General features: G+C 37.1%; 25 protein-coding genes. 4 read left to right on the top strand and 21 right to left on the bottom strand.

The window, feature by feature from the left end; all coding sequences use genetic code 11:
- Nucleotides 1-20 precede the first annotated feature (20 nt).
- The 4 genes from ACVWM0_RS07870 to ACVWM0_RS07885 all read right to left on the bottom strand — a co-directional run bounded on the left by ACVWM0_RS07870 (nucleotide 21) and on the right by ACVWM0_RS07885 (nucleotide 6,156).
- Nucleotides 21-986, bottom strand: a complete 966-nt coding sequence (locus ACVWM0_RS07870; RefSeq protein WP_476472092.1) for a thiamine pyrophosphate-dependent dehydrogenase E1 component subunit alpha — start codon at nucleotides 984-986, stop codon at nucleotides 21-23.
- A 16-nt stretch (nucleotides 987-1,002) separates the two neighbouring features.
- Complete coding sequence (gene lpdA, locus ACVWM0_RS07875) at nucleotides 1,003-2,337, bottom strand: dihydrolipoyl dehydrogenase (protein WP_476472093.1); 1,335 nt, start codon at nucleotides 2,335-2,337, stop codon at nucleotides 1,003-1,005.
- 172 nt (nucleotides 2,338-2,509) lie between these two features.
- Complete coding sequence (locus ACVWM0_RS07880) at nucleotides 2,510-4,315, bottom strand: sigma-54-dependent Fis family transcriptional regulator (RefSeq protein ID WP_476472094.1); 1,806 nt, start codon at nucleotides 4,313-4,315, stop codon at nucleotides 2,510-2,512.
- Nucleotides 4,316-4,431: 116 nt separating this feature from the next.
- A complete protein-coding gene (locus tag ACVWM0_RS07885) occupies nucleotides 4,432-6,156 on the bottom strand; it encodes a hypothetical protein (RefSeq protein WP_476472095.1) in 1,725 nt (574 codons plus the stop codon).
- Nucleotides 6,157-6,290: 134 nt separating this feature from the next.
- Here ACVWM0_RS07885 and ACVWM0_RS07890 point away from each other — a divergent pair, with 134 nt between their 5' ends.
- From ACVWM0_RS07890 to ACVWM0_RS07900, 3 genes are read left to right on the top strand one after another with little or no spacing between them, the layout of a single operon-like run.
- Nucleotides 6,291-7,199, top strand: a complete 909-nt coding sequence (locus tag ACVWM0_RS07890) for a helix-turn-helix transcriptional regulator (protein WP_476472096.1) — start codon at nucleotides 6,291-6,293, stop codon at nucleotides 7,197-7,199.
- A 51-nt stretch (nucleotides 7,200-7,250) separates the two neighbouring features.
- A complete protein-coding gene (locus ACVWM0_RS07895) occupies nucleotides 7,251-7,643 on the top strand; it encodes a DUF3224 domain-containing protein (RefSeq protein ID WP_476472097.1) in 393 nt (130 codons plus the stop codon).
- Nucleotides 7,630-8,232, top strand: coding sequence for a DJ-1/PfpI family protein (locus tag ACVWM0_RS07900; protein ID WP_476472098.1), 603 nt, complete (start codon nucleotides 7,630-7,632; stop codon nucleotides 8,230-8,232). Before ACVWM0_RS07895 ends, ACVWM0_RS07900 begins: the two co-directional genes overlap by 14 nt.
- A gap of 54 nt (nucleotides 8,233-8,286) precedes the next feature.
- Here the strand turns inward: ACVWM0_RS07900 and ACVWM0_RS07905 are convergent, their stop codons facing one another.
- Nucleotides 8,287-8,466 (bottom strand): 2-hydroxymuconate tautomerase, encoded by a 180-nt coding sequence (locus ACVWM0_RS07905; RefSeq protein ID WP_476472099.1) that lies wholly within the window; start codon nucleotides 8,464-8,466, stop codon nucleotides 8,287-8,289.
- 68 nt (nucleotides 8,467-8,534) lie between these two features.
- A complete protein-coding gene (locus ACVWM0_RS07910; protein WP_476472100.1) occupies nucleotides 8,535-9,014 on the bottom strand; it encodes a DUF2798 domain-containing protein in 480 nt (159 codons plus the stop codon).
- 229 nt (nucleotides 9,015-9,243) lie between these two features.
- Here ACVWM0_RS07910 and ACVWM0_RS07915 point away from each other — a divergent pair, with 229 nt between their 5' ends.
- Nucleotides 9,244-9,852, top strand: a complete 609-nt coding sequence (locus ACVWM0_RS07915) for a carboxymuconolactone decarboxylase family protein (protein ID WP_476472101.1) — start codon at nucleotides 9,244-9,246, stop codon at nucleotides 9,850-9,852.
- 40 nt (nucleotides 9,853-9,892) lie between these two features.
- Here the strand turns inward: ACVWM0_RS07915 and ACVWM0_RS07920 are convergent, their stop codons facing one another.
- The 15 genes from ACVWM0_RS07920 to ACVWM0_RS07990 form a co-directional block, all read right to left on the bottom strand.
- A complete protein-coding gene (locus ACVWM0_RS07920; protein WP_476472102.1) occupies nucleotides 9,893-10,858 on the bottom strand; it encodes a hypothetical protein in 966 nt (321 codons plus the stop codon).
- A gap of 148 nt (nucleotides 10,859-11,006) precedes the next feature.
- Nucleotides 11,007-12,404 carry a hypothetical protein gene (locus tag ACVWM0_RS07925; RefSeq protein ID WP_476472103.1) on the bottom strand — a complete coding sequence of 466 codons (1,398 nt, stop codon included), beginning with the start codon at nucleotides 12,402-12,404 and terminating at the stop codon, nucleotides 11,007-11,009.
- A complete protein-coding gene (locus tag ACVWM0_RS07930; protein WP_476472104.1) occupies nucleotides 12,401-12,949 on the bottom strand; it encodes a sigma-70 family RNA polymerase sigma factor in 549 nt (182 codons plus the stop codon). The genes ACVWM0_RS07925 and ACVWM0_RS07930 overlap by 4 nt, the downstream gene beginning before the upstream one ends.
- Nucleotides 12,950-13,075: 126 nt before the next feature.
- Entirely contained in the window at nucleotides 13,076-14,209 is a 1,134-nt protein-coding gene (locus ACVWM0_RS07935; protein ID WP_476472105.1) for a GTPase, read from the bottom strand.
- A gap of 80 nt (nucleotides 14,210-14,289) precedes the next feature.
- Nucleotides 14,290-15,339 carry an endonuclease/exonuclease/phosphatase family protein gene (locus ACVWM0_RS07940; protein WP_476472106.1) on the bottom strand — a complete coding sequence of 350 codons (1,050 nt, stop codon included), beginning with the start codon at nucleotides 15,337-15,339 and terminating at the stop codon, nucleotides 14,290-14,292.
- Between the two features lie 117 nt (nucleotides 15,340-15,456).
- A complete protein-coding gene (locus ACVWM0_RS07945; RefSeq protein ID WP_476472107.1) occupies nucleotides 15,457-15,954 on the bottom strand; it encodes a DUF7000 family protein in 498 nt (165 codons plus the stop codon).
- 7 nt (nucleotides 15,955-15,961) lie between these two features.
- The gene (locus ACVWM0_RS07950; RefSeq protein WP_476472108.1) at nucleotides 15,962-16,282 is read right to left on the bottom strand and encodes a hypothetical protein; all 321 of its coding nucleotides are present in this window, start codon (nucleotides 16,280-16,282) and stop codon (nucleotides 15,962-15,964) included.
- Between the two features lie 160 nt (nucleotides 16,283-16,442).
- Entirely contained in the window at nucleotides 16,443-16,808 is a 366-nt protein-coding gene (locus tag ACVWM0_RS07955; protein WP_476472109.1) for a GNAT family N-acetyltransferase, read from the bottom strand.
- Between the two features lie 33 nt (nucleotides 16,809-16,841).
- A complete protein-coding gene (locus tag ACVWM0_RS07960) occupies nucleotides 16,842-16,967 on the bottom strand; it encodes a hypothetical protein (RefSeq protein WP_476472110.1) in 126 nt (41 codons plus the stop codon).
- An 802-nt stretch (nucleotides 16,968-17,769) separates the two neighbouring features.
- Entirely contained in the window at nucleotides 17,770-18,090 is a 321-nt protein-coding gene (locus ACVWM0_RS07965; protein WP_476472111.1) for a DMT family transporter, read from the bottom strand.
- A gap of 188 nt (nucleotides 18,091-18,278) precedes the next feature.
- The gene (locus ACVWM0_RS07970) at nucleotides 18,279-18,482 is read right to left on the bottom strand and encodes a hypothetical protein (protein ID WP_476472112.1); all 204 of its coding nucleotides are present in this window, start codon (nucleotides 18,480-18,482) and stop codon (nucleotides 18,279-18,281) included.
- Nucleotides 18,483-18,517: 35 nt separating this feature from the next.
- The gene (locus ACVWM0_RS07975; RefSeq protein ID WP_476472113.1) at nucleotides 18,518-18,922 is read right to left on the bottom strand and encodes a hypothetical protein; all 405 of its coding nucleotides are present in this window, start codon (nucleotides 18,920-18,922) and stop codon (nucleotides 18,518-18,520) included.
- 393 nt (nucleotides 18,923-19,315) lie between these two features.
- The gene (locus ACVWM0_RS07980; RefSeq protein WP_476472114.1) at nucleotides 19,316-19,849 is read right to left on the bottom strand and encodes a hypothetical protein; all 534 of its coding nucleotides are present in this window, start codon (nucleotides 19,847-19,849) and stop codon (nucleotides 19,316-19,318) included.
- Nucleotides 19,850-19,868: 19 nt separating this feature from the next.
- Nucleotides 19,869-20,273, bottom strand: a complete 405-nt coding sequence (locus ACVWM0_RS07985) for a hypothetical protein (protein ID WP_476472115.1) — start codon at nucleotides 20,271-20,273, stop codon at nucleotides 19,869-19,871.
- 46 nt (nucleotides 20,274-20,319) lie between these two features.
- Nucleotides 20,320-20,604: a hypothetical protein gene (locus ACVWM0_RS07990; protein WP_476472116.1), complete on the bottom strand. Its 285-nt coding sequence runs from the start codon at nucleotides 20,602-20,604 to the stop codon at nucleotides 20,320-20,322.
- Nucleotides 20,605-20,851: the final 247 nt, after the last annotated feature.

Here is a 20,851-nt window from a genome sequence, read left to right on the forward strand (position 1 = left end):
CTCCTTAGTCTTCTTTTTAGTTAGATTGAAACGTCTTCGTATAATGCATCTGGATGTGGTACATCACTGTCTCTTGCAAATTGTATTGCTGCTTCCGTATCCGCTACAGATTGTGCTTCGATGGCATCTGCTTTTTCAGCTGTTAACCAATTATTTTCAATCGCTACCTCACGGAAATGCGAAATATTTTCAAAATCAGCAAACTCTTTTTCTTCCCCGTCTTTTGCTTTGTATTTTTGTTCGTCTCCTTCAAAGTGTCCGTAATTTCGATACGTGACACACTCAACGATGGAAGGACCTTCTCCTCGTCTCGCACGGTCAATTGCTTCACCTGCCGCTTCATACACAGCAACTAAATCTTTTCCATTCACTCGTACTCCTGGAATACCATAAGCCACACTTCTCTCAGCAATTGTTTTTGAACCACATGAGTAAGACATCGGTGTTGCTTCAGCAAATGAGTTATTCTCACAAACAAACACTACTGGTAAATCCCAGATAGCTGCCATGTTGATGCCTTCATGGAAGGTTCCCTCATTGGATGCCCCGTCACCAAAGAAACAAATCGCTACGTCATCTGTTTTTAAGTATTTGTTACGAAGACCTGCTCCAACCGCGATTGGGAACCCGCCTCCAACCATTCCGTTAGCACCTAGCATGCCTTTATCAATATCGGCAATATGCATGGAACCGCCTTTTCCTTTACAAAGACCTGTTTCTTTACCAAAGATCTCAGCCATCATTCCATTTAAATCGCATCCTTTAGCAATACAATGTCCGTGTCCTCTATGGGTACTTGTAATGTAATCTTTGTCTGTTAAGTGAGCACATACGCCTGTTGCGATGGCTTCCTCTCCTGCGTACAAATGAACGAAACCTGGAATCTCACCACTAGTAAAAATACGATGCACTTCATCTTCAAAGTTCCTAATATCATTCATTGTTTGATAAATCCACTCTGCTTTGTTTGCTGTCATTTTTTCCATCTTGTTTTCCTCCTTGTTAAATCATTTGATTCGCAAGCTCACCCATCATCTCTGATAAGGTAGGATGCGCAAATGTCATGCTCTCTAATTCTTCTAATCGACCTTCTGACTGTTGTACTCCTAGTAACACATGAATCAACTCTGTGGCATTAGCACCGACAATCACACCGCCAAGGATGGTATGGTATTCTTTTTCCGAAATGATTTTAACAAACCCTTTGGTGTCATTCCCTGAGATGGCACGACCGTTACCGTTGTAACCTGTTTTAGACACTAACACATCATACCCTTGTGCTTTCGCTTCTTCTTCTGTTAATCCAAAGCTTGCAATTTCTGGGTGTGTGTACACACATTTTGGTACTTCTTCTTGTTTTAAAGGTGCTTCTGATTGACCAAACATGTGTCTGACGGCTTTAACTCCTTCTTTACTCGCCGCATGAGCTAACATGTAACCATCAATAATGTCTCCCACTGCGTAAATATGAGGGATAGAGGTTTGGTAATGACGGTTCACATCAACAAATGTGTGACTCTCTGTCAAAGATAGCTCCAACTCTTTTGCGATCTCTAGATTTCCTTTTCTACCTGTTACCACTAAAAGCTTCTCAAAAGAAACAGCTTGCTCAGATAATACGACTTGCTTCTCTTGTACCTCTACAATGTTTGCTCCTTCAATCACCGTAACGTTCATGGCTTTTAATTGTTGTTGAATGATACTTCTTGCCTCTTGATCTTCTGTCATTAAAATACTTGGTGCAGCTTCAATGACAGTAACCTTAACACCAAGTGGGGCCATAGCAAAAGCTAGTTCAATCCCAATTACGCCGCCACCAATAATGACAAGTGAGTCTGGCTCGTCTCTCATATCAAAGAAGGTATCAGTTGTTAAATAGTCGGCTTGCTCAATTCCCTTAATTGGTGGCACAAATGGATGACTCCCTGTTGCCAGTAAATAATGAGCCGCTTCGTAAGGAGTGTTACCTACCTTTATTTCTTTTGGTGATACAAACTCCGCTTCACCTTCAATATAATCAATGCTTTGTTGTTTAAATAAGTAATGGATACCTTGTTGTAATTGCTGAACCACACCATTTTTTCTATCCACCAATTTCCCATAATTAATTCCAGTTAACTGATTCTCAATGCCAAATGTTTGTGCCTCTTGTAATTCTTCTACCCAACTTGCGTGTTTCAAATAAGCCTTCGATGGAATACACCCTACATTTAAACAAGTACCTCCGATCTTATTTCTTTCAATGACAGCCACTTTTTTACCTAGTTTTGCTGCTTCAAGTGCGGCAACATAACCTCCAGGGCCTGCCCCGATCACAATCAGATCGTACTTTTTCATTTCATCACCTTCCTTAATTCTTGATTCATTTATATATAAGCAAATAGCGTGCCAACTTTGAAAACGCTTTATTTAAACATTTTTGGTTTTAATTTTGAGTATTTGGGACACTTCTGTTGCAACACTGGGACAACACTTTTTCTGCACAAAAAAATACCTGATGATTAGATAATCAATCAGGTATCTCTATTTGGTATTTTGTAATCTTACGATACAGTGTACTTCTCGCCATGTTGAGGCGTTCTGCCGTCTGAGTCATATGGTAGTTTGTTTCTTTAAGAGTTTGTGTAATCTGTTGAGCTTCCGTCTTTTCTATCGTTTTTTGTCCCATTTTATTTTTCTCAATGGTACCAATAGAGACTAACCGCTCAATGTCCGCGCTACTAGGCTGGCAATCTGGATAAAAGAGATGCAAGCGTTTCAAGAAATTATGAAATTCTCTGATATTGCCCTGCCATTCGTATTGCTTCACCTCTTCAATCACAGCATCTATCCACTTAGGATGCCAGTCTTGACGCTCGCAATATTGGCTAACTAGCTGACAAAAATCTTCTTGACGCTCTCTTAGTGGCGGAATGCTAAAAGGAATAACAAACAAACGGTAAAACAAATCTTCTCTAAATTGTTCCTTTGCTACTTGTTCCTTTAGGTTCTGATTACTGGCTGTGACTAGCCTAAAATCCACACTGCTCCCATTTTCAGCACCCAGTGGAGTGACTATTTTTTCTTCTAGCACTCTAAGAAGTGACACTTGCATGCGTTTTGACATACTATCAATTTCATCTAAAAAGAGGGTGCCTCCATCTGCCTGAGCAATTTTTCCTTTGTAACCTTTCCCTTGCGCTCCTGTAAAAGCTCCTGGTACATAACCAAACAATTCACTCTCCAATAAATTCTCACTTAACGCTCCACAGTTAACAGAGATAAGTGGTCCCTTATGTCTGGCGCTGTTATAATGAACTGTTTTAGCAGAAACTTCTTTGCCACTGCCTGTTTCACCATATAAATGAATGGGTAAATCAGATTCTGCTGCCTTCAACAACTGATTGAGATACGTTTGGTACTGCTCATTGTGTGACGCCACACCAAAGGAAACATAAGAGAGGGTTTCTCTCTTTAAACTGAATTGATACACTGATCCTAAATACTCTCGCTCCACACAAATAGGAGTCTTTTGATAATATTCTGGATTATGTTCTAAAAACAAGGCAATCGGTTGGCCCAAATGTTTCGCAGGATCCGTATCAAAATCCCTGGTCATCATAACGATACGCTCTTGCTCATCACAAATAATCATTCGTTCTAAAGGCCCTGCTACATATTCCAATAACTCAATTTTTTTATTTTGAACGTAACGTTCTAAAAGAGAAGTCTCTACATTTTTAGCTAATATCTTGAGTGCCACCATCAAATAATTGGCATCGGTTATTTTTTCTGCTGTGGACACATTCAAACAAGCCACCACATCACCATTTTCATCGAGAATAGGGGTCGACGTACAGGTAAAAGGATGGGACGCTTGACTGAAGTGCTGATACTTTTCAACGGTAACACTTTGAAGGGTACGAAGAGCGAGACCAATCGCATTGGTTCCCACCGCTTTTTCAGTCCAAATGCTTCCTTCTTCAAAACGGATGTCGTTAGCCAAATGCTTGGTCTCAGCATGACCATCTCGCCAAACGACAACACCGTTCTTGTCAGTTAAAATAAATAAAGGCTTCTTCATATCAAAAAATTCAGCTAGGCGAGAAATCTCCCATTGGACGAGTTGAATCACGTCTTTGATTTCAGATTTTGTGAAATCAAGTTCTAACAATGACACTCTCTCTAAGCCTTTTTCTGATAAAGGATTAACGTCATGAGAGGAGCAATACTCCCATGAATCCATGATATACTCGGGCAACGTTGCAGACTGTATTTGGTTTGTCTTAATGTAACTTGACCAAATTTCTTTTGTGGATAACATCTTTTCCATCATCCTCCCGTTAAATTAGATTAAGTATACCACAAGAATGAATCCGCCTTCATTAAAAGTCTGACAATTTCACGAAAAAAAGAAGCATTCCTTAGAATGCTCCTCATCTAGTTAGTGATTTATTCCATTTTGAACACATCTAATACTCTATCATCTGTTTGTTTAACCCCTTCTTTTCCCTGCTTCGTATCCTCTTCAAGGGTTCGCATTAATCGAATACTTTCGTCAGGATAGAAAAAGAGATGGTACTGAATGATCTCTTCTTTATCAGGAGCATGGCCTGTTAATACTAGGTAATCAGGAGCAACCAACGCATAGTCTGTGACGTCAAGATACTCCCCCTCTTTATTGACATACTCAATTTGAAGGTAATCTTCGTAAGCGGTCAACCATTGATAGTCCTCACCTACCCATTGAGTTTCTTTTAAGCGTTCCCTCGCTTTTTTCTCCGTCTCAACTGTGGTTACTACAGGTAACATTTGATACAGGATGTTGCCACCATCTAGTTGTTTATTGTCTGACGCCACTTCACCCTTGTCATTTACTTTGTAAGTTGCGACTTGTTTCGTCTTAGTATCACCTAATCGATGTTCAACAATCACACCGCTCGTACTCTCCTTATCCGGTATAACTTGTAGTCGTTCTCTTTCAAAAGGGCGTGTGAGGTACCCCATTTCTTGATAGTACAGATGTCGTACTTTATCTCCAATACTCTCTTTGTCAATCCCCTTTAATCTTGGTCGTTGATCACTCACAGCCTTGCCAAATATAAGTGTTTCTCCTTCTTCATCAAACAACCGATCTTGTTCCCATTTATTAATCACACCTCTTGTAGTAAGAGGATTAGGGAAAAATTCCGTCTCAGCCATATGTGGCTCACTCTCTGTCTCCTTCATCATCACCACCTCATAATTACCTAAAGGTGTGCAGTAGATATAAGTGACCTGTCCTTCCTCTTTCGGATGGGTGTATACCTTCGCAAGCTGTTTTTCTTGATGAATTGTATAAGCGAGAATGTCTAGGTTGTTAAATTCCATAGGCACGCCAATAGGTTCTTTTTTCCCCTCCTGATCAGAGGTTACTAGAAGATAACCTAAATGGGCCTGTTCTGAGGCTTCTATTGTTATGAATCGGTCATCTTTAGCGACCTTTATCCCTTTTAATAAGGTCTCCATAGTCATCATTCGTGGCCCGTTATTTAATATTCCTTGATAGGCATACTGATTAACTTTAGGCATGCGGTCAAAACCAAAGTTTGTCACAGCCCTTACTTCTAACTCTCCCTTTACCAACCTTATATTAAAAGCATCTTTCACTTTATTCGTACGAATCATTAAGCCCTTTTGTTGATCAAAGGTTGTTTCTCCTTCTTTTATGTCATAAACACCTTCATACTTCTCCTCTTCATCTGAGGTTAAAGTAAGGATGAGTTTACTTTTTTCTTTGTCTGTTTTTTCTAAATCAATTCTGACCTCTTTTAATGATGATTCCGTCTTAGTTTGCCATGTCCCAACAAAAGCACCTAAAGGAACCTCTTGACTGGTATCAAACAACAATAACTCTTCTGTTTTTCTATCCGGTTCAATCCCATACGTGGTCATGAACGACTCAAAACGTTTGATAATAACATCATCCATCTGCCAAGCTAGTCGCTCTTCTAATTTATCAATATCATGGTACGTTTCAGAAGACACTTTTTGTGTTAATATTTCTGGTTCTTTCTCCTGCTCAACCATTGATGTCGTCATGTGTGTCTCTTCCTTTAGTCCTATATCTGTCTCGTTTATGCCACAACCTGTCGTTAATAAACAAACGAGTAATGCTATCCCTACTATTTTTTTCATTTTTTCCCCCAACGTCTTTTATTCTCCTTCTAAATTATAGCATTTAACAGAACAATCTAATATTTTTTAGCCCAACTCTTTCTCCTATACCTCTCATCCAGTTACTGGTATGATAATCAAAAAGGAGGGACGCAATGAAAATCGATCGATTAATGTACTTATTGATGACCTTATTAAGCAAAAGAAGTTGTCGTGCCGTAGAGGTCGCTACTCTCTTCAACGTGTCGACACGAACCATTTACAGAGACATTGACACTCTTTCCTTAGCAGGAATCCCTATTCATTCTAGACAAGGGCATGAGGGTGGCTTCTTTCTAGACGACTCTTTCAAAATGGAGGCCTTTTTACTGCAACCTAAAGACCGAATTCTACTCTACGACTTAGCCACTCATTTAAATAGCCTGTACCCTAATGCAGAGACGGATCATTTATTAGAACTATTAACAACCAAAGACACCTCTCCTATTTCTCTCAACTTATCGCCATGGTCGGACTATTCTTTTCTTATTCAACAATTGGAAGAAGCGATTGAGCACCATCTCCTTGTGACCTTTCGCTATACTAATTATCACAGTGAAACGACGCAACGCAACGTAGAACCCTACCATTTATTTTATCAGTCCCATGCCTGGTACCTTTTAGCCTTTTGCCATCTTAGACAAGAGGAAAGAGTGTTTCGACTTAACCGAATGCGTGAATTCAAGATCTCTACTGACAGATTTTCTCTTGGGAAAATTAGCTCTGTCACTGCGTTACGCTCTCCGAATATCATGACAGAATTAATAAACAAGGCTCCTTTGATTGAGGTTCACTTAGCCTTTCACCCTAAAGTAAAGGCTCGCGTCTATGATTTATTTAAAGAAGAAGATACCAAAGAAAGTCTTAGTGAGATTCACATTCAAACAAAGCTACCAAACGACGACTGGTTACTAGGCGTCCTCCTAAGTTTTGGTCCAAATGTCCGTGTCTTATCCCCCTTGTCATTACAGAAAGAAGTTATCCAAGAAGCGACAAAAATAATTGAGCAATATGACAGTCTGTAGTCACACTCACTTGTTATACTAATATTAGATCGGAGAAAGGATGAAGAGACTATGAGTACAAGTATTTTTACCGTGTCCCACTGGGAAGAAGCATTTAATCAAGGAGAGACAATGGCCCATGCCAAAGCCTCTTATCATATTACAGGGGATTTTGAGGGAGACATAGCTGTAGATTACAGCATTTTTTATCTAGACTACTGTAAAGAAGAGGTTCATCAATCTTCTAGTATGTTTTCCGGTTTCTTACTCTTTACTGGAAGCTACAAAGGAAAAACTGGAACTCTTGCCTTTAAAGATGACGGCTCGTTTGTGAATGGCATCTACCAAAACAGCTTGAGTATTATAAAAGGGACGGGAACAGGTGAATTATTAGGTATGACCGGTAGTGGAAGTTATTCTCCTACCGAGAAGGGAATGGTGGTAACTTTACATGTCAACGACTAAAAAACACGCGGTAATCTATTTACGAGATAACTTTGCCGATTGGGAAGCGGCTTATGTCGCCAATTACTTCTTACACCATCCGGATTGGGAGCTTCACTACGTGTCCCCCGTGCCAGAACCTACTTCACTAGGAGGATTGCGTGTATCAGATCGGGGAATTTCTCTGGATTTTCCAGAAACCATAGATGCTCTTCTCCTAATTGGCGGTCACTCCTGGCAAGAAGATGATTCTAAGTTACTACCTGCCGTCCAACAAGTCATCCAAAAAAACTGCCTGTTAGCCGCGATTTGTGGGGCAGTTGATTATCTCGCTCGGCACGGCTTCTTAAATACAGAGCGACACACAGGGAATGACCCAGAAGATTGGGAAGACTTACCACTCTATACCAATTCTGACGGCTTTGTCTTTGAACAATCTGTGAGAGATCATACTCTTGTGACTGCCAATGGGACTGCCCCGCTGGAGTGGACACGAGACATTCTTATTGCCCTAGACTTACTTCCAGAAAAGAACATTGAGCAAGATTATCTTCTTAATAAATTAGGCTTTGTCGACTACGTGGCTCAATTTGGCAATCCTTTCCACTAACAATGACACATGTAAAAAGAGCGATAGACCTATATAGGTCTATCGCTCTTTTCTTTATTTTTTAGTCACGCCACCCACGGCATAATTACCTTTAGCCATATCAGAAATCACAATGTGAACATTTTCTGTTTGTGCTCCTGTATTTTTGACAATGGCTTCTGTTACATCTCTAACCATCGCATCTTTTTGTTCTTGTGTTCTACCCTCTAATAACTCAATATGAACGATTGGCATCTCTTTTCCTCCTATTATAATGATTCTTTCATTGTCTTTATACCATGTTTTACTACCCTAATCAAACACTATTTTTTTCTATGTATCCAAACCATCACTTTTCTAGCCACAGGTTGCGCCAGTAATAGTTCAATCCCTAAAACCACTGAAAAATTGCGTGGCCAGTGATGAAAAAAACGAGAGGCAAAACCGGATTCTATCACAAAACCATGGCCAATCACGTCCCCAATTCCTGTCATTAAAAAGGACATACCTAATACTGTGAATAAAACATTAAATAAAATCTGTGCATTGAAACTGTCCTTACTTTCTCCAAATTTATGACACATAGCTGTAGAAAATGGGCGAACAACGACATTCTCCAACAACATAGCAATCACAAAAAAGAGAGGGAATAACAATACCACTTTTTTCAAACTATCCAAATGAACCCCTAATGCCAGACTAATATTCCATCCACTCATCAATAATGCTGTAATACCACAGATGATACTCCCATATAATAAGCCTTCTTTGTTTGTCTGAGGTAACCTTGTTTCTTCTTTCAATTTCCAACATCCTTTCCTTTATCACAGAAAAAAGCACAAAAAAATACGTAGAAACCCATCTTGGTCAGATGGTTCCTACGTATTCGTAATCTTCACTGTTTCGTTTATTTTAACAAATTAGACACAAGAAAACAAATAAAAAAACACCTGTAATCTTTTAATTGTCCATTTGAAGCTAGATTCGTTATGATAAAGACATCTGACATTATTTATTAGGAAAGGTGTTTGTATGACAACCATGACAGGAAAACCTCTTGCTTCTTTATCCGAAGCTTATAAAGCCATGTATTATGGCGTAAAAAATATGCCCCGACTTAAAAGGGCAATGAACAAAGGACTCATATCAAAGCATTTCAATTCTCGTATCATGTTAGCAGTGACAGAAGTTAATGGCTGTAATTTATGTTCTTATGGGCACACCACAATTGCTCTAGAATCTGGCATGACTGAAGAAGAAATTAACCAATTGCTAGGTGGCGCATCCACTGATAGCCCCCTAGAAGAACAAGCTGCCCTCCTGTTTGCTCAAAGCGTGGCAGATACACGAGGGGCTGTTTCTAAAAAAGCCTGGGAACACTTAGTTACAATCTATGGCGAGAAACAAAGCAAAGCGATTTTGGCTTCTGTTGAGGTCATCATGATGGGAAACACATTCGGTATCCCAATCGGCTCTCTCTTTTCAAGAGTCTCAAAAAAAGACATCTTCAAAAAAGACGATCGTACTACCTTATCTTACGAATGGACCATGTTTATCGCAGCCATTCTCTTCTTACCTGTGAGTATCCTGCATAATGTAGTTGCCTTATTATTTCGTCGTCCACAAGCGACTTTCTACTAAAAAAAGACTCTTAATAGAGTCTTTTTTTTAATTCTATACGTTAACTGTAGTAGCCTTTTATAACCACAAAACTGCCCATCATTAATATTAGTCCTGTAACTAATTTTATTAGCACGTTGCTACCATCTTCATTCGTTTTAGGAAGTGCTTTGTTTTGCTCTTCTTTTTTAGTTGCTTCTTTGCTGTTAGATGAAGAGGTATTCTTTTCACTTACAGAAGTTGATGTCTCTTCTGTTACACTTTCTTTTGTCCTTGTCCCTCTATGGAATACGGTTGCCCCTGACACTAAAACGTCAGACTCCTTATCGTAAGTAAACATAATCGGTTGAGGATTAAATGCGCTAGGCTTACCATATTGTTCAATGTAATCCGTAATACTCCATATCAACGTGTAATCTTGACCTGTGACACCATAAGCAACAATATGATAATCAAGTACTCCGTTCATATTGAAATTAGTTTCGCCAATGGTCCACACCATCTCTTCTCCTGAAACAGTCGCAACCCACTTGTCTTGTAGTTCTGTAGGCAACACTTCCCCTTCAACATAGGTATCAAAAGTAGAAGAATCAACATAAGTTATGTCCCCTTTTTCGACAACAGTCATCTCTTTTCTATGATACGTCTCACCAGCTATGCCAAGTGTATCTTGCGAGTCATTGTAATCAAACATTAAGGGTTGTGGGTTAAATCCCTCTGATGATCCATACGTACTAAGATACGCTTGATCGTCCCAAATGACCGTGTAACTCTCCCCTGTTTTTGTATAAGAAACCACTTCATAGGTTGCACCGTTATACAGATACGTTTCGCCGGTTATTTCCACCACATCTTCTTCACCATTCTTATCCGTTACCCAAATGCCTTGCACCTCAACAGGCAATGTTTGACGACTTGTCTCTTTTGATTCTGTTTGATTACTCATCGTTGTTTCTTCTCCCTTAACCACTAAAGGAAAACATCCCATTAACCCAATCATCCCTATTAAAACAAGTCCTTTTTTCATGTCCTTATCTCCTTTTAAACCCTCTTTATATGTCAATCATATGACTACTTTATTACAAAATCAACCTTATTTTGCAATAAATATATATTAACATCCTTTTTTAAATACAAATAACGACCTCTAGTTAGACTAAAGGTCGTTATTTTCTTTATTTAACATCTATTTGTTGATTATTTATGGTAATACTTTGAATATCTGGGAGTGATGTATAGTCAAACGTAAACTGAACATCCCCGCTATCTTTGTATAACTCTACACGATCCTCTGTACCAATAACTTCTTTGACAGTACCATCTCTTAATGTCATAGAAATAGTCACTGGCAATATATCAGACACCCCTTGATAATCTGCTCTTAAAGATAATCCTGATAATTCGACATTCGTCAATCGGCTCTTATCTTCAAGCTCTATGTCCTCTATTTTTCTTTTTTCAAGCTCTGTTGGTGTTTTTAGTCGAATGCTCCAATTTCCTTTGACCAATGTCTTATTCTTCCATCCTTCTACTTTAACAGCATATTTATGAATGTCTGTTTCAGGTACATCAAATACAAATTCTTCGTAATCCGTTCGACCCGTTTTGTTGCTGTGTGTGCCTTTACCAGCAGCATAACTAGCCACACTCTCAACAGGCGCCTTCGTTTCTTTTGAGACTAGGTTCAAAAACAACCCATCGTAATTCTCTTTGTTTGGGTGTTTCACTAAAACATGAAGCAAGCCATCTTTATAGGCCGCATTTTTAATACTAACGTCCTCGCTTCCACCAATTCCTACGTCCACCTTATCTGGCTCTAAGTATCTTTTACTTATCTCCTCAAAGTTGGTTCCTAAGGCTGTTAATTTCTCTGCATCATAACCGCCACCCATGCCATCAGATAGGCTTAGTTGTTCCCACTTAGAATCATCCTGAAGTATCTTGTCCCATATCACGTCGGTCTCTTCCGTGTAAGTTTCTTTGTGACTTCTAAATTGCTCCAAAGTAAACCCTTGATCATCATGCTCTTCCCAACTAATCGCAGAAGTGAGTAATGTGGCTGTTTTAGTCTTCTCATCATAATTTAAAACTCTTGTGTTACCACCACTCAACATGTCCCAACGATCAATTTGTGTCTCATTATCTAGTCGATCTCCCGTCATATCTTGTAAATCCATTAATACATACGTTGTATTACCATCTTTAAACGTACTCTTAGCGCTCAATCTTAGGCCCTCGTCTTCTGCCACTTCATCTAGTTTATCTGCATGCAATAGTAATTTCTCTGACTCAGTACCAAAAGCTCTTGTGTAAGCTAATTTTAACTCATCTCTTTGCGTAAAACCGACCATCAAAACGAGAGCCGCTGCTGCTCCTAGAATATAACTCCATTTAGGTTTTTTAGTCAGTTTTGATACCTTGCTTTCCTTGTGATCTTGTTCGATGTTACTTAATACCCGGTCTTGTATTCTTTTCTCGCTACCTTCTGGCATTTGATGCTTCGTTGTTTTCAGTAACTCATCTAATTGCGCCTCAGTCAGTGATTCAAAAGGTTCTTTGTCATATTTTTTCATCCTAGTTCTCCTCCTAGTTCTTTAAATTGTTTGGCTAATTGCTTTTTACCATAATAAAGCTTATTATCAATCAATTTAGTATCATAGCCCGTTTCTTTTTGTATCTCACTTGGTTTCATTTCAAAAAAATACCGCTTAATAATAATATCCCGCGTGGTAGGTTCAAGGCTCATTACTGCCTCGTAAAACGAATCCCAGTCCATGTTGCTTTCTTCTTCTGTTAACTGATCCATTCTGTCCTGCTCTAACCATTCATGCTGATTTTTAGCCACCACTTTTAATTTATTCACAGCCATACTCCGAGTTAACATGCCTAGATACGTTTTGATACTGCCTTTGTTTGGATCAAATCCCTTTGGATGGTTCCATAACCGAATAAACACATCACTAATCAATTCTTCTATGTCCTCAGAGCTTCCCATGTTATTATGGACCAAGTATTTGGAAGCAATGGCCCACATTAATTTTGAATAATCAGCCATCAATTGTTTCAAAGCCTCTTCATCCCGATTAAGTAGCGCAATCAGGTAATCTTCATCTGTCATACTGTCTCCTCCTGTTCTAAGGTGTTCACTTACAGTACAGCTTCTTTTACTAAATTCCTTAAAGTATATCAAAAAAACTCTTATTTTTTTCAAAATAAGAGTTAAATCTTCTTTATTATCATTGTGTTAATGAGCCTTGGGCATAAATTTAGGCATTAGGTGAATGAGCAAGTCGGTTAATTCCTCAGGCGTAATGGAACTTAAATCCACTTTTCCAGCCAACACTAATTCCATTAATTCTGCGTAAGCATACCCTAAAGCACCGGTGATAATCATTCCTACACCACCTGAGATAAGACCGCCACCTACCGTACCTAGTCCGGGCATTAACTTCGCTAGATTCCCTGCTAATGATTTTCCCGCGACCATAGCTCCTGCCACTCCAAGAACCCCAGCTAATGCTGTTTCTACATGCTGTTTACTAACATCTACACCGTATACGGACGTAATCTTACCTAGCATTTTGGTCTGAGTTGCCATCATTAGCGGAGCATCGGTTCCTACAATAGGTGAAAAACCTGTAGTAAAGGTTGCTGCCATACTCGTATTAATAACTTTCACTGCTTGAGAGTGCTTTAATTCAATAGAAGCTTCTTGAGAATGAACGAAAGATGCTTGAAGTCCTTCTGGCAATACATCAAATGTTTTAGAAATCAACGTTTCTATTCCAAAAGCTTCAATGTGATCTGTCTTCTCAGCGAGTACCATCACTGTCCCCTTAATCTCTTTTGCCATCTTGTTAATTTCATTCTGTAATAAAGAAGCTTCCGTTTTATCATAACTTTTTGTTAAAACAACAATAACAGGTAATCCTTGAGAAACCAACCAGTTAATAAACGCTAATTCTGCTTTTTCAAAACGTGAACTAGTGCCTGATATTAGGTACCACACAACATGAATATCATCATCAACGGTTACTGTATGCTTCACTTTTTTTATCAGTTTTTTGATATCATTCCCACCCATAGACTTAATCAAACCACTGATATCAAAGCCTTGTTTTGACAATTCAAAACCTACTGTGTCATAAATCCTAACAGGAAAACCTTTCTTCTCAATTAATTGAATTTTATCTGTCACAGGTTTACCCACACCAGTTTTAGCTAACTCTTCTCCAAACACCGTATTAATCAACGTCGATTTCCCAACACCACTTTTACCTGCGACCAATAAATTCACATGTTTTAATTTGTTATTCTCACTTTTAATCTCATCAAAAGCCTCTGTAACAATATCACTGTACTTATCTTTCATACTCATCGTAATGTCCTCCATCTTCATTTTTTATAGATGCTTATTACTCATTATAACGCCTCACCAGTAATCAAAAAACTCTGTGATTATTCTAAAGACACCTCCAAGGATACTGGGTGATGATCGGAATGTTTGAAGTCTTGATCTTTCACGCTCACTTGATTCACTTTCATGTTATCTGACACAATAAATCCATCAATCACGTAGACTTGAGACGTATCATAAGAACCTGTGTACGGCGCATTTAGTACCCTCACTGTGGGGGCATGATCATCAAAAGCATAGGAAAAATGAGCGGGTAAATCAGCTTTGGCTAGCTTACCTGGCTCCCATCCTTCTTTTCCTGTCACAGGGAATGCTTGACTACCCTCAAAAACCTGATTAAAGTCACCACCTGCAATCACATAATTTCCCTTATCATATTCTTCTTTTAGAATACGACCTAATAACTTACTTTGCTCGACCTTCCCTGTTCCCGAATCATAGGCTTCTAAATGAAGGTTAATCACCACTAATTCTTTGTCACTGCCCTTTATATCAAACCGCGTTTCAAGTAAGCTTCGTTTCAAATTAGCCAATCTTACTGGCCATTTAAAAGGATTCGGCAATGCCAAACGACTCGCCTCTGACACTTGATACTCTGACATGGTCATAATTCCACTATCTACTCGGCCAATAGGAGGGATAGGAAAGGGCACATAAGCCACTTTGAAGTTATGCGCAAACACACTTGGCATGCCTAATGCCTTATCTAAATACGCTTCTTGATTAATACCATATGAGCGTTTAGCCTGTCTGTCTACTTCTTGTAGTAAATAGATATCTGACGGATTCTCCTTCAATACATCTCTGATACCAGCCAAGTTAGTTTCTACCATAGCCTTGTTTTTAGGTTGAACATTACTCCCACCGTCCATAAAAAAATCCTCTGTGGCACCTAGTCCACCATATCCTATATTGAAGGTCAGGAGTGACACTGTCTGTCCGAGTTCAATCTCTTTACTACCTTTATCCACGATGAGTGTCTCTCTATCTTTAGGTTGGTATTCTGTCATAGATAAATACCCAATCCCTCCGATTGCCACCAAAACCACTAAAGCTAAGATGCCCACTACTAACTTCCCTAATTTTTTCATAACACGTCTCCCCTACATCTGTCTCTTGTTGAATCATATACTCCTTACTATTAAAACAAAAAAAGCCCCTCTCGTCATCTAGAGTGGCTTCGTTTAACTGATGAGTGATGCGATTATTTACTCTGAATCATCAGGAGAGATAACCTTGACTAATTGTGAATAAATAGTAGGGACTTGTTTAATGATCGTTTTAGATAGTCTCTCTAGGTTTTCAAAATCCGGATGGGTAACTAAATCGACAGACACAATGTACCACGTGGGCATATTATCTTCTGTGTTCCACTCAGTATCCTTAAATACCTTCCAGTAGTTCCTCTGAGATTCCTTGGTGGTTCCCATCAACCATAAGTCAAAACTTATTTTTTGGTGATTAAAGATAATCCCTAGCTTTAGCTGTTTCTCTTTCAATAGGTCATTTGAAAAATAAAAATAAGTGTAATCCAAATAGCCATTGAGAACTTTTTTTGTCACAAAAGAATGGATAAAACTGGCACTAAATTCTCGTTGTAACTGATTCATGTATTCTAATAAAAACTTATATGTCTCCGGCAATGACTGTTCCACAAGACTCTTTCTATACTTTTCTATCTCTTGATTTGATACGTGTTTAGTCATCACTTTACTACACATTCATTAAGATAAATGAGGTAAGAATAGAAACAGTCAGTACCAGATTAGGCACAGCAATTCTTCCTATCTTTTTATTCTTACACGCGATTGACACGATACACAGTAGACCAACTAAGGCGCTAATGACTCTCCCAACGATGTCATTACTAGGATAGCCTGTATAAACAATAACTGAAGCCATTATCCCGTAGATAACGTTCAGCACGTAAATAAGCTTCTTAATATCCCCGTTAACATTCGTTTTGTAAAGAACGACTTGCAGTAATACACCTAAACCATAAAATAGAATGAGAAATAAAAATAATTCGCCCATAAGAACCTCCTTAAATGATTCATTATTGCTAGTATAATATAGATAACCTATAAAACAAATAATGATTAAGACACTTTTCTCTGCTATTTGTCTCTCGTTGAATGTAGTAAGGATTAAATTTAAGATAGGCAATACACTTATTCTAAGTATTATCAGCTATTTAACCAAAAGCAGCACTATATCTTACCGTACCTTCCACTTGCGCTAACCCACCAGGTAAGATTTCTTTGACCATGTAGTACTCTTCTGGTACATCAAAAGCACATCGAATACCATATTTCTTTGCCTCTTGGTAACCAAAAGTATGATAATAACCTGGATCTCCTAAAATCGTGATGAAAGAATAACCTAACTTTTTAGCCTGCTCTTCCATATTCTCCATCAACTGATGCCCGATTCCTTTTCCTTGATAGCTAGGAAGAACCGAAATAGGGGCTAGAGCTAGACCTAGACTCTCTTTATGATTAACATCGTCTACTATATGAATCTCACTCAAAAAAGCATGACCAACCACTCTATCATCCACTATCGCAAGACAATCTAACTCTGGTCGATAAGACTATTCTTGCCTCAACGCTTCAACTAGTTCAACCTCTTCACCATAGCCGTGTTCACTCGTTGTAAAAGCTTCTGTTATGACTTGGTCTACTTCCTCTCTCTCATTCAATAAGACTTTTCTGATCATTCTTCTTCCCAACCTTTCCTTAACAAATCACCCTAAGAGTACATTCTAACCATTGATTTAGTCAACAATTAAAGTGTACTCTTAGGGTAGGCCCTAACAACCCTAAACAAGTGTCACAGTGGTTATAGGTCTACAAAATTAACTCTTTTGTAGTTGTATTTCAAAAACTATCTTTCCATATCCCTATCTCTTCTTCTAGCTAATTCAATTAGTTTTTCAAGCATCGCTTTTGCTAACTCTAGACCACGTGCTAATCTAGAGGGCTCTATTTGTGTATTTGTGGCGTTTTCTAACGTTTCGACCCATAACTTCCCCAGTGCGTCGGTTAGGTAGCTTATAACCGCTCTTAATCTCGTTTAACACTAATCGAGCGTCAAACTCTCTTTGACTTATGCCATTTAGGCCGTAATCATGTTTTAAAATATATCTATATACCGTATTTTTTTCTTTTAGTGATGAAAGTTGTCGTAATAACGTTTTGTTTTCTTGATTAAACTCCTTACTTCGCTTAAGAGATTCATTTAGTAGTTTTTATTATACCACTTAGAAAATAGAGAAGCTCTAGTTACCATAATCCCAATAAACCAAAGTAAAAAAGAGCTTTCTATTGCGAATAGGAAAGCTCTTTTTTACTTTAATTTCTTACATTTGGATCAGATGTAACTTACTGAATCATGCTACAATTTACTCAGCATAAATAATCATTATGCAAACTCACTTAACAAAAGAATCTGTTTTTGAAAATGTTTCCTTTTAAAAAGGTACAATCAATTTGTAATACAATATCTATATAATTAATAAGTTATTTACTTCCAAAAAAGTTAAGTAAAACAACTCCAATAATAATTAAGCAAATGCCTATGATACTGACTGTATTTATACTTTCTTTGAAAATTAAAACAGAAATTAAAGAAACAATTACTAAACCTATACCAGACCAAGTTGCATAAGCTATATTCAACGGAATGGTTCTAATACTTAGACTTAAAAAGTAGAAGCATATAACAAATGACACCGCTGTTGCTAATGTGGGATAGAGTTTACTAAATCCTTCAGATGTTTTTAAAAATGAAGTTCCTATTATCTCTGCAATAATTGCAATAAATAAATAAAAATATGACATACTTTCCTCCTAATTTATCAAATTTTTGACCTGTCAAAGTAATACTAGCATTTTTTCCTATTGTTTCTCTAGTAGTTTTTTGACCTAATAACATTCTAGTAGTTTTTTGACCTAATAACATTGTTGATATTTATGAATAAAAACCAGTTATCTAAAGACTAGTTAACATAATCAGATGTTATGCTAAGTTAAACATTATTATTATTTTTTTTACGTTTGTTATTTAAATAAACTATTAAGGAATATGATAAAATCATCCCAAGTAAGCTTGCCCATTCTTCTTTGAAAAGGTTTATGATAGACCAATCACCTTGGATACCATTCAAAATAAATTTAGTCGCTAAAAAAGAAAGAACAAATATAGAAGAATTTCTTTTTTGTTTAGCATTCATAGTAAATAGCCTCCATTCCTAAAACTATCAATATTTTATTGATAGTACCAATATTGATAAGTGAATCCTCTAATTACAAACACTCGACCATGTTTAAAATTTCCAGCACTTATTATACCAGAGATAGCACCCAGTGCTGTAGTCCATCCCCCACCTGGTAATAGAGTGCCCAAGTAAGCATTAATACCTCCAAATGCACCTTTTGCCATATTATTTAACCAAGATTTTGGTAAGAATAAATCAACGTTTCCTTTATAAACTGGACCATGCCAAACTATTGCAAAATGTCCTGCTGCTCTAGACATTGCAGACATTCTTAAAGTATCAGGAACATCAATTCCTTGACTATCCAAGTAATCTATCATTTGCTGTTCAGATACATATAGTGTAGTAGTATCTCCATCGGTAACAAAATTATCGAATCCAGTGTTTTCATACATTTTTTTAAGTTCTGTAACTTGATCTGTAACTGGATTTTGTTGTTCAATGTGATTATTCTCTATAAATTGTTCTGAGGCATGCGCAATAACTCCACTTGTAGGGGCTAAAGGTATTTGTTTTGATTTACATAAATCACGTTATGCTAAGTTAAACATTATTATTATTTTTTTGAAAATAAATAGATATACTTTTTTTAATAAAGAATATAATAAACAAGATAATAAAATAAATTCTGTTATAATCTGAAAATAAAGTTGGTTTATCAAATATGAATGAAATCGTTATAAGTATCATTAAAATTATACCGATAACAGTAAAGCTATGATGAAGTGACTTTTTTAGTATATTCATATTAATTCCTCCTTAAGAAGTTAATAATACCATCTTAAAATTTATTGGTAATACCAGTAACTATAAGCATATCCTTGGAATACAAAAACTCTTCCATGTTTATAATTTCCTGGAAATATTCTATCTAGAATAGCTCCACCAGCCCAACCAGGTAATCCACCAATAAGAGCTCCTACAAAGCTGTTACCATTATTAGCTAACCAATTCAAGTCAGATTTCTTTATAAATACGCTGAAGTTTCCAGATGAAATTTTACCAGATACCCCTGTTCTCCCAGCAGCTCTAGACATTATACTGTTTTTTTGTGGTAAAGGTAAATCATTATCTAAAGCATATTGTATCAAAGCATCTTCTTTTAAAAATATTTCAAAGTCTTCACCATTATATTCTACATTAAAATATGGTGAATTTTCATAGTACTCTAAATCAATATAACTATTATCTAAGTTGTCTAGAATAGTTGAATTACCCTCGATAGATTTATCTACTTGTGATTCTGAAGCATGCGCAATAACTCCACTTGTAGAACCTAATAAAATAAGTCCACATACTAAACCTGTCATTATTTTTTTCATTTTTGATCCATCCTTTCAATTATTTTACTAATGTTAATGTTCCTTTAAATGTGAAATCAGCCATATATAATCGATTATCAACTACTCTAAGGTTTGTATAGTCTTTTGCACTATTAGTAATCCAACCTTGATATTTTTTCCCTTTTACATATTTAACAGTCCATCTAACTCTTTCGTGTCCCGCTAAAGGATACGCTTTACTGACTACTATAGAGTGATATATTGTATTAGCTGCTCTACTCAAAGGGTCTTCAAAATATTCAGAGACAATCTTTTCATTTTCAGCTAAGAATTGGGAAGAATTTAATTCTATATCTTCAGAGTTAATTTCTTCTGCTAGTACACTTGTTCCAGAGATTATTGTGGTTCCTAATAATAGGGCACTCATTAATAATGTGTTTACTTTAATTAATTTAGATTTCATTATTTTTCCTCCTTTGATTATAAAATTTTCTTCTTTTTAGTTATTTTTAGCGATAATAGCCATAATTAACACCATTATGAGTTGCTGTTACAACTAACCACATGCCATTAAAGTGTACAGGTGGTTTTGCTTTACCAGTTTTTAATACAAACCGATAATAAATACCATTGATAGTTCCCGACCTACCTTGAACCTGTCTATCGTTAATTGCTTGTACTTGTTCGATAGGTGTATTTTCTTCAAATGAGACTTCTTCAGCTTGTGCAATAGATCCTCCAATCGTACTTAACAAGACGGCGCTACAAAGTATACTAACAATAACTTTTTTCATTTTTCCTTCCTTCTTTGATTTAGTTGATTTAATATCTTTATGATAAAATAGAAATGTAAAGAGAAACCATTTATTCCCAGAACGATTCATAATCATTCGGGAGCGTTAAAAAAATACAACAAAAAAACGTTCCGGTTGCTGGAACGTGGTTAGAGGTGAGTCCAATTTTCTTCTATATCACATTTTCTCAATTATTAAATATTACTTTTTCGTACCTGATTATAAATAATTCTATTTGGAAGAATAA

It is taken from the genome of Vagococcus sp. 211 (assembly GCF_056322705.1).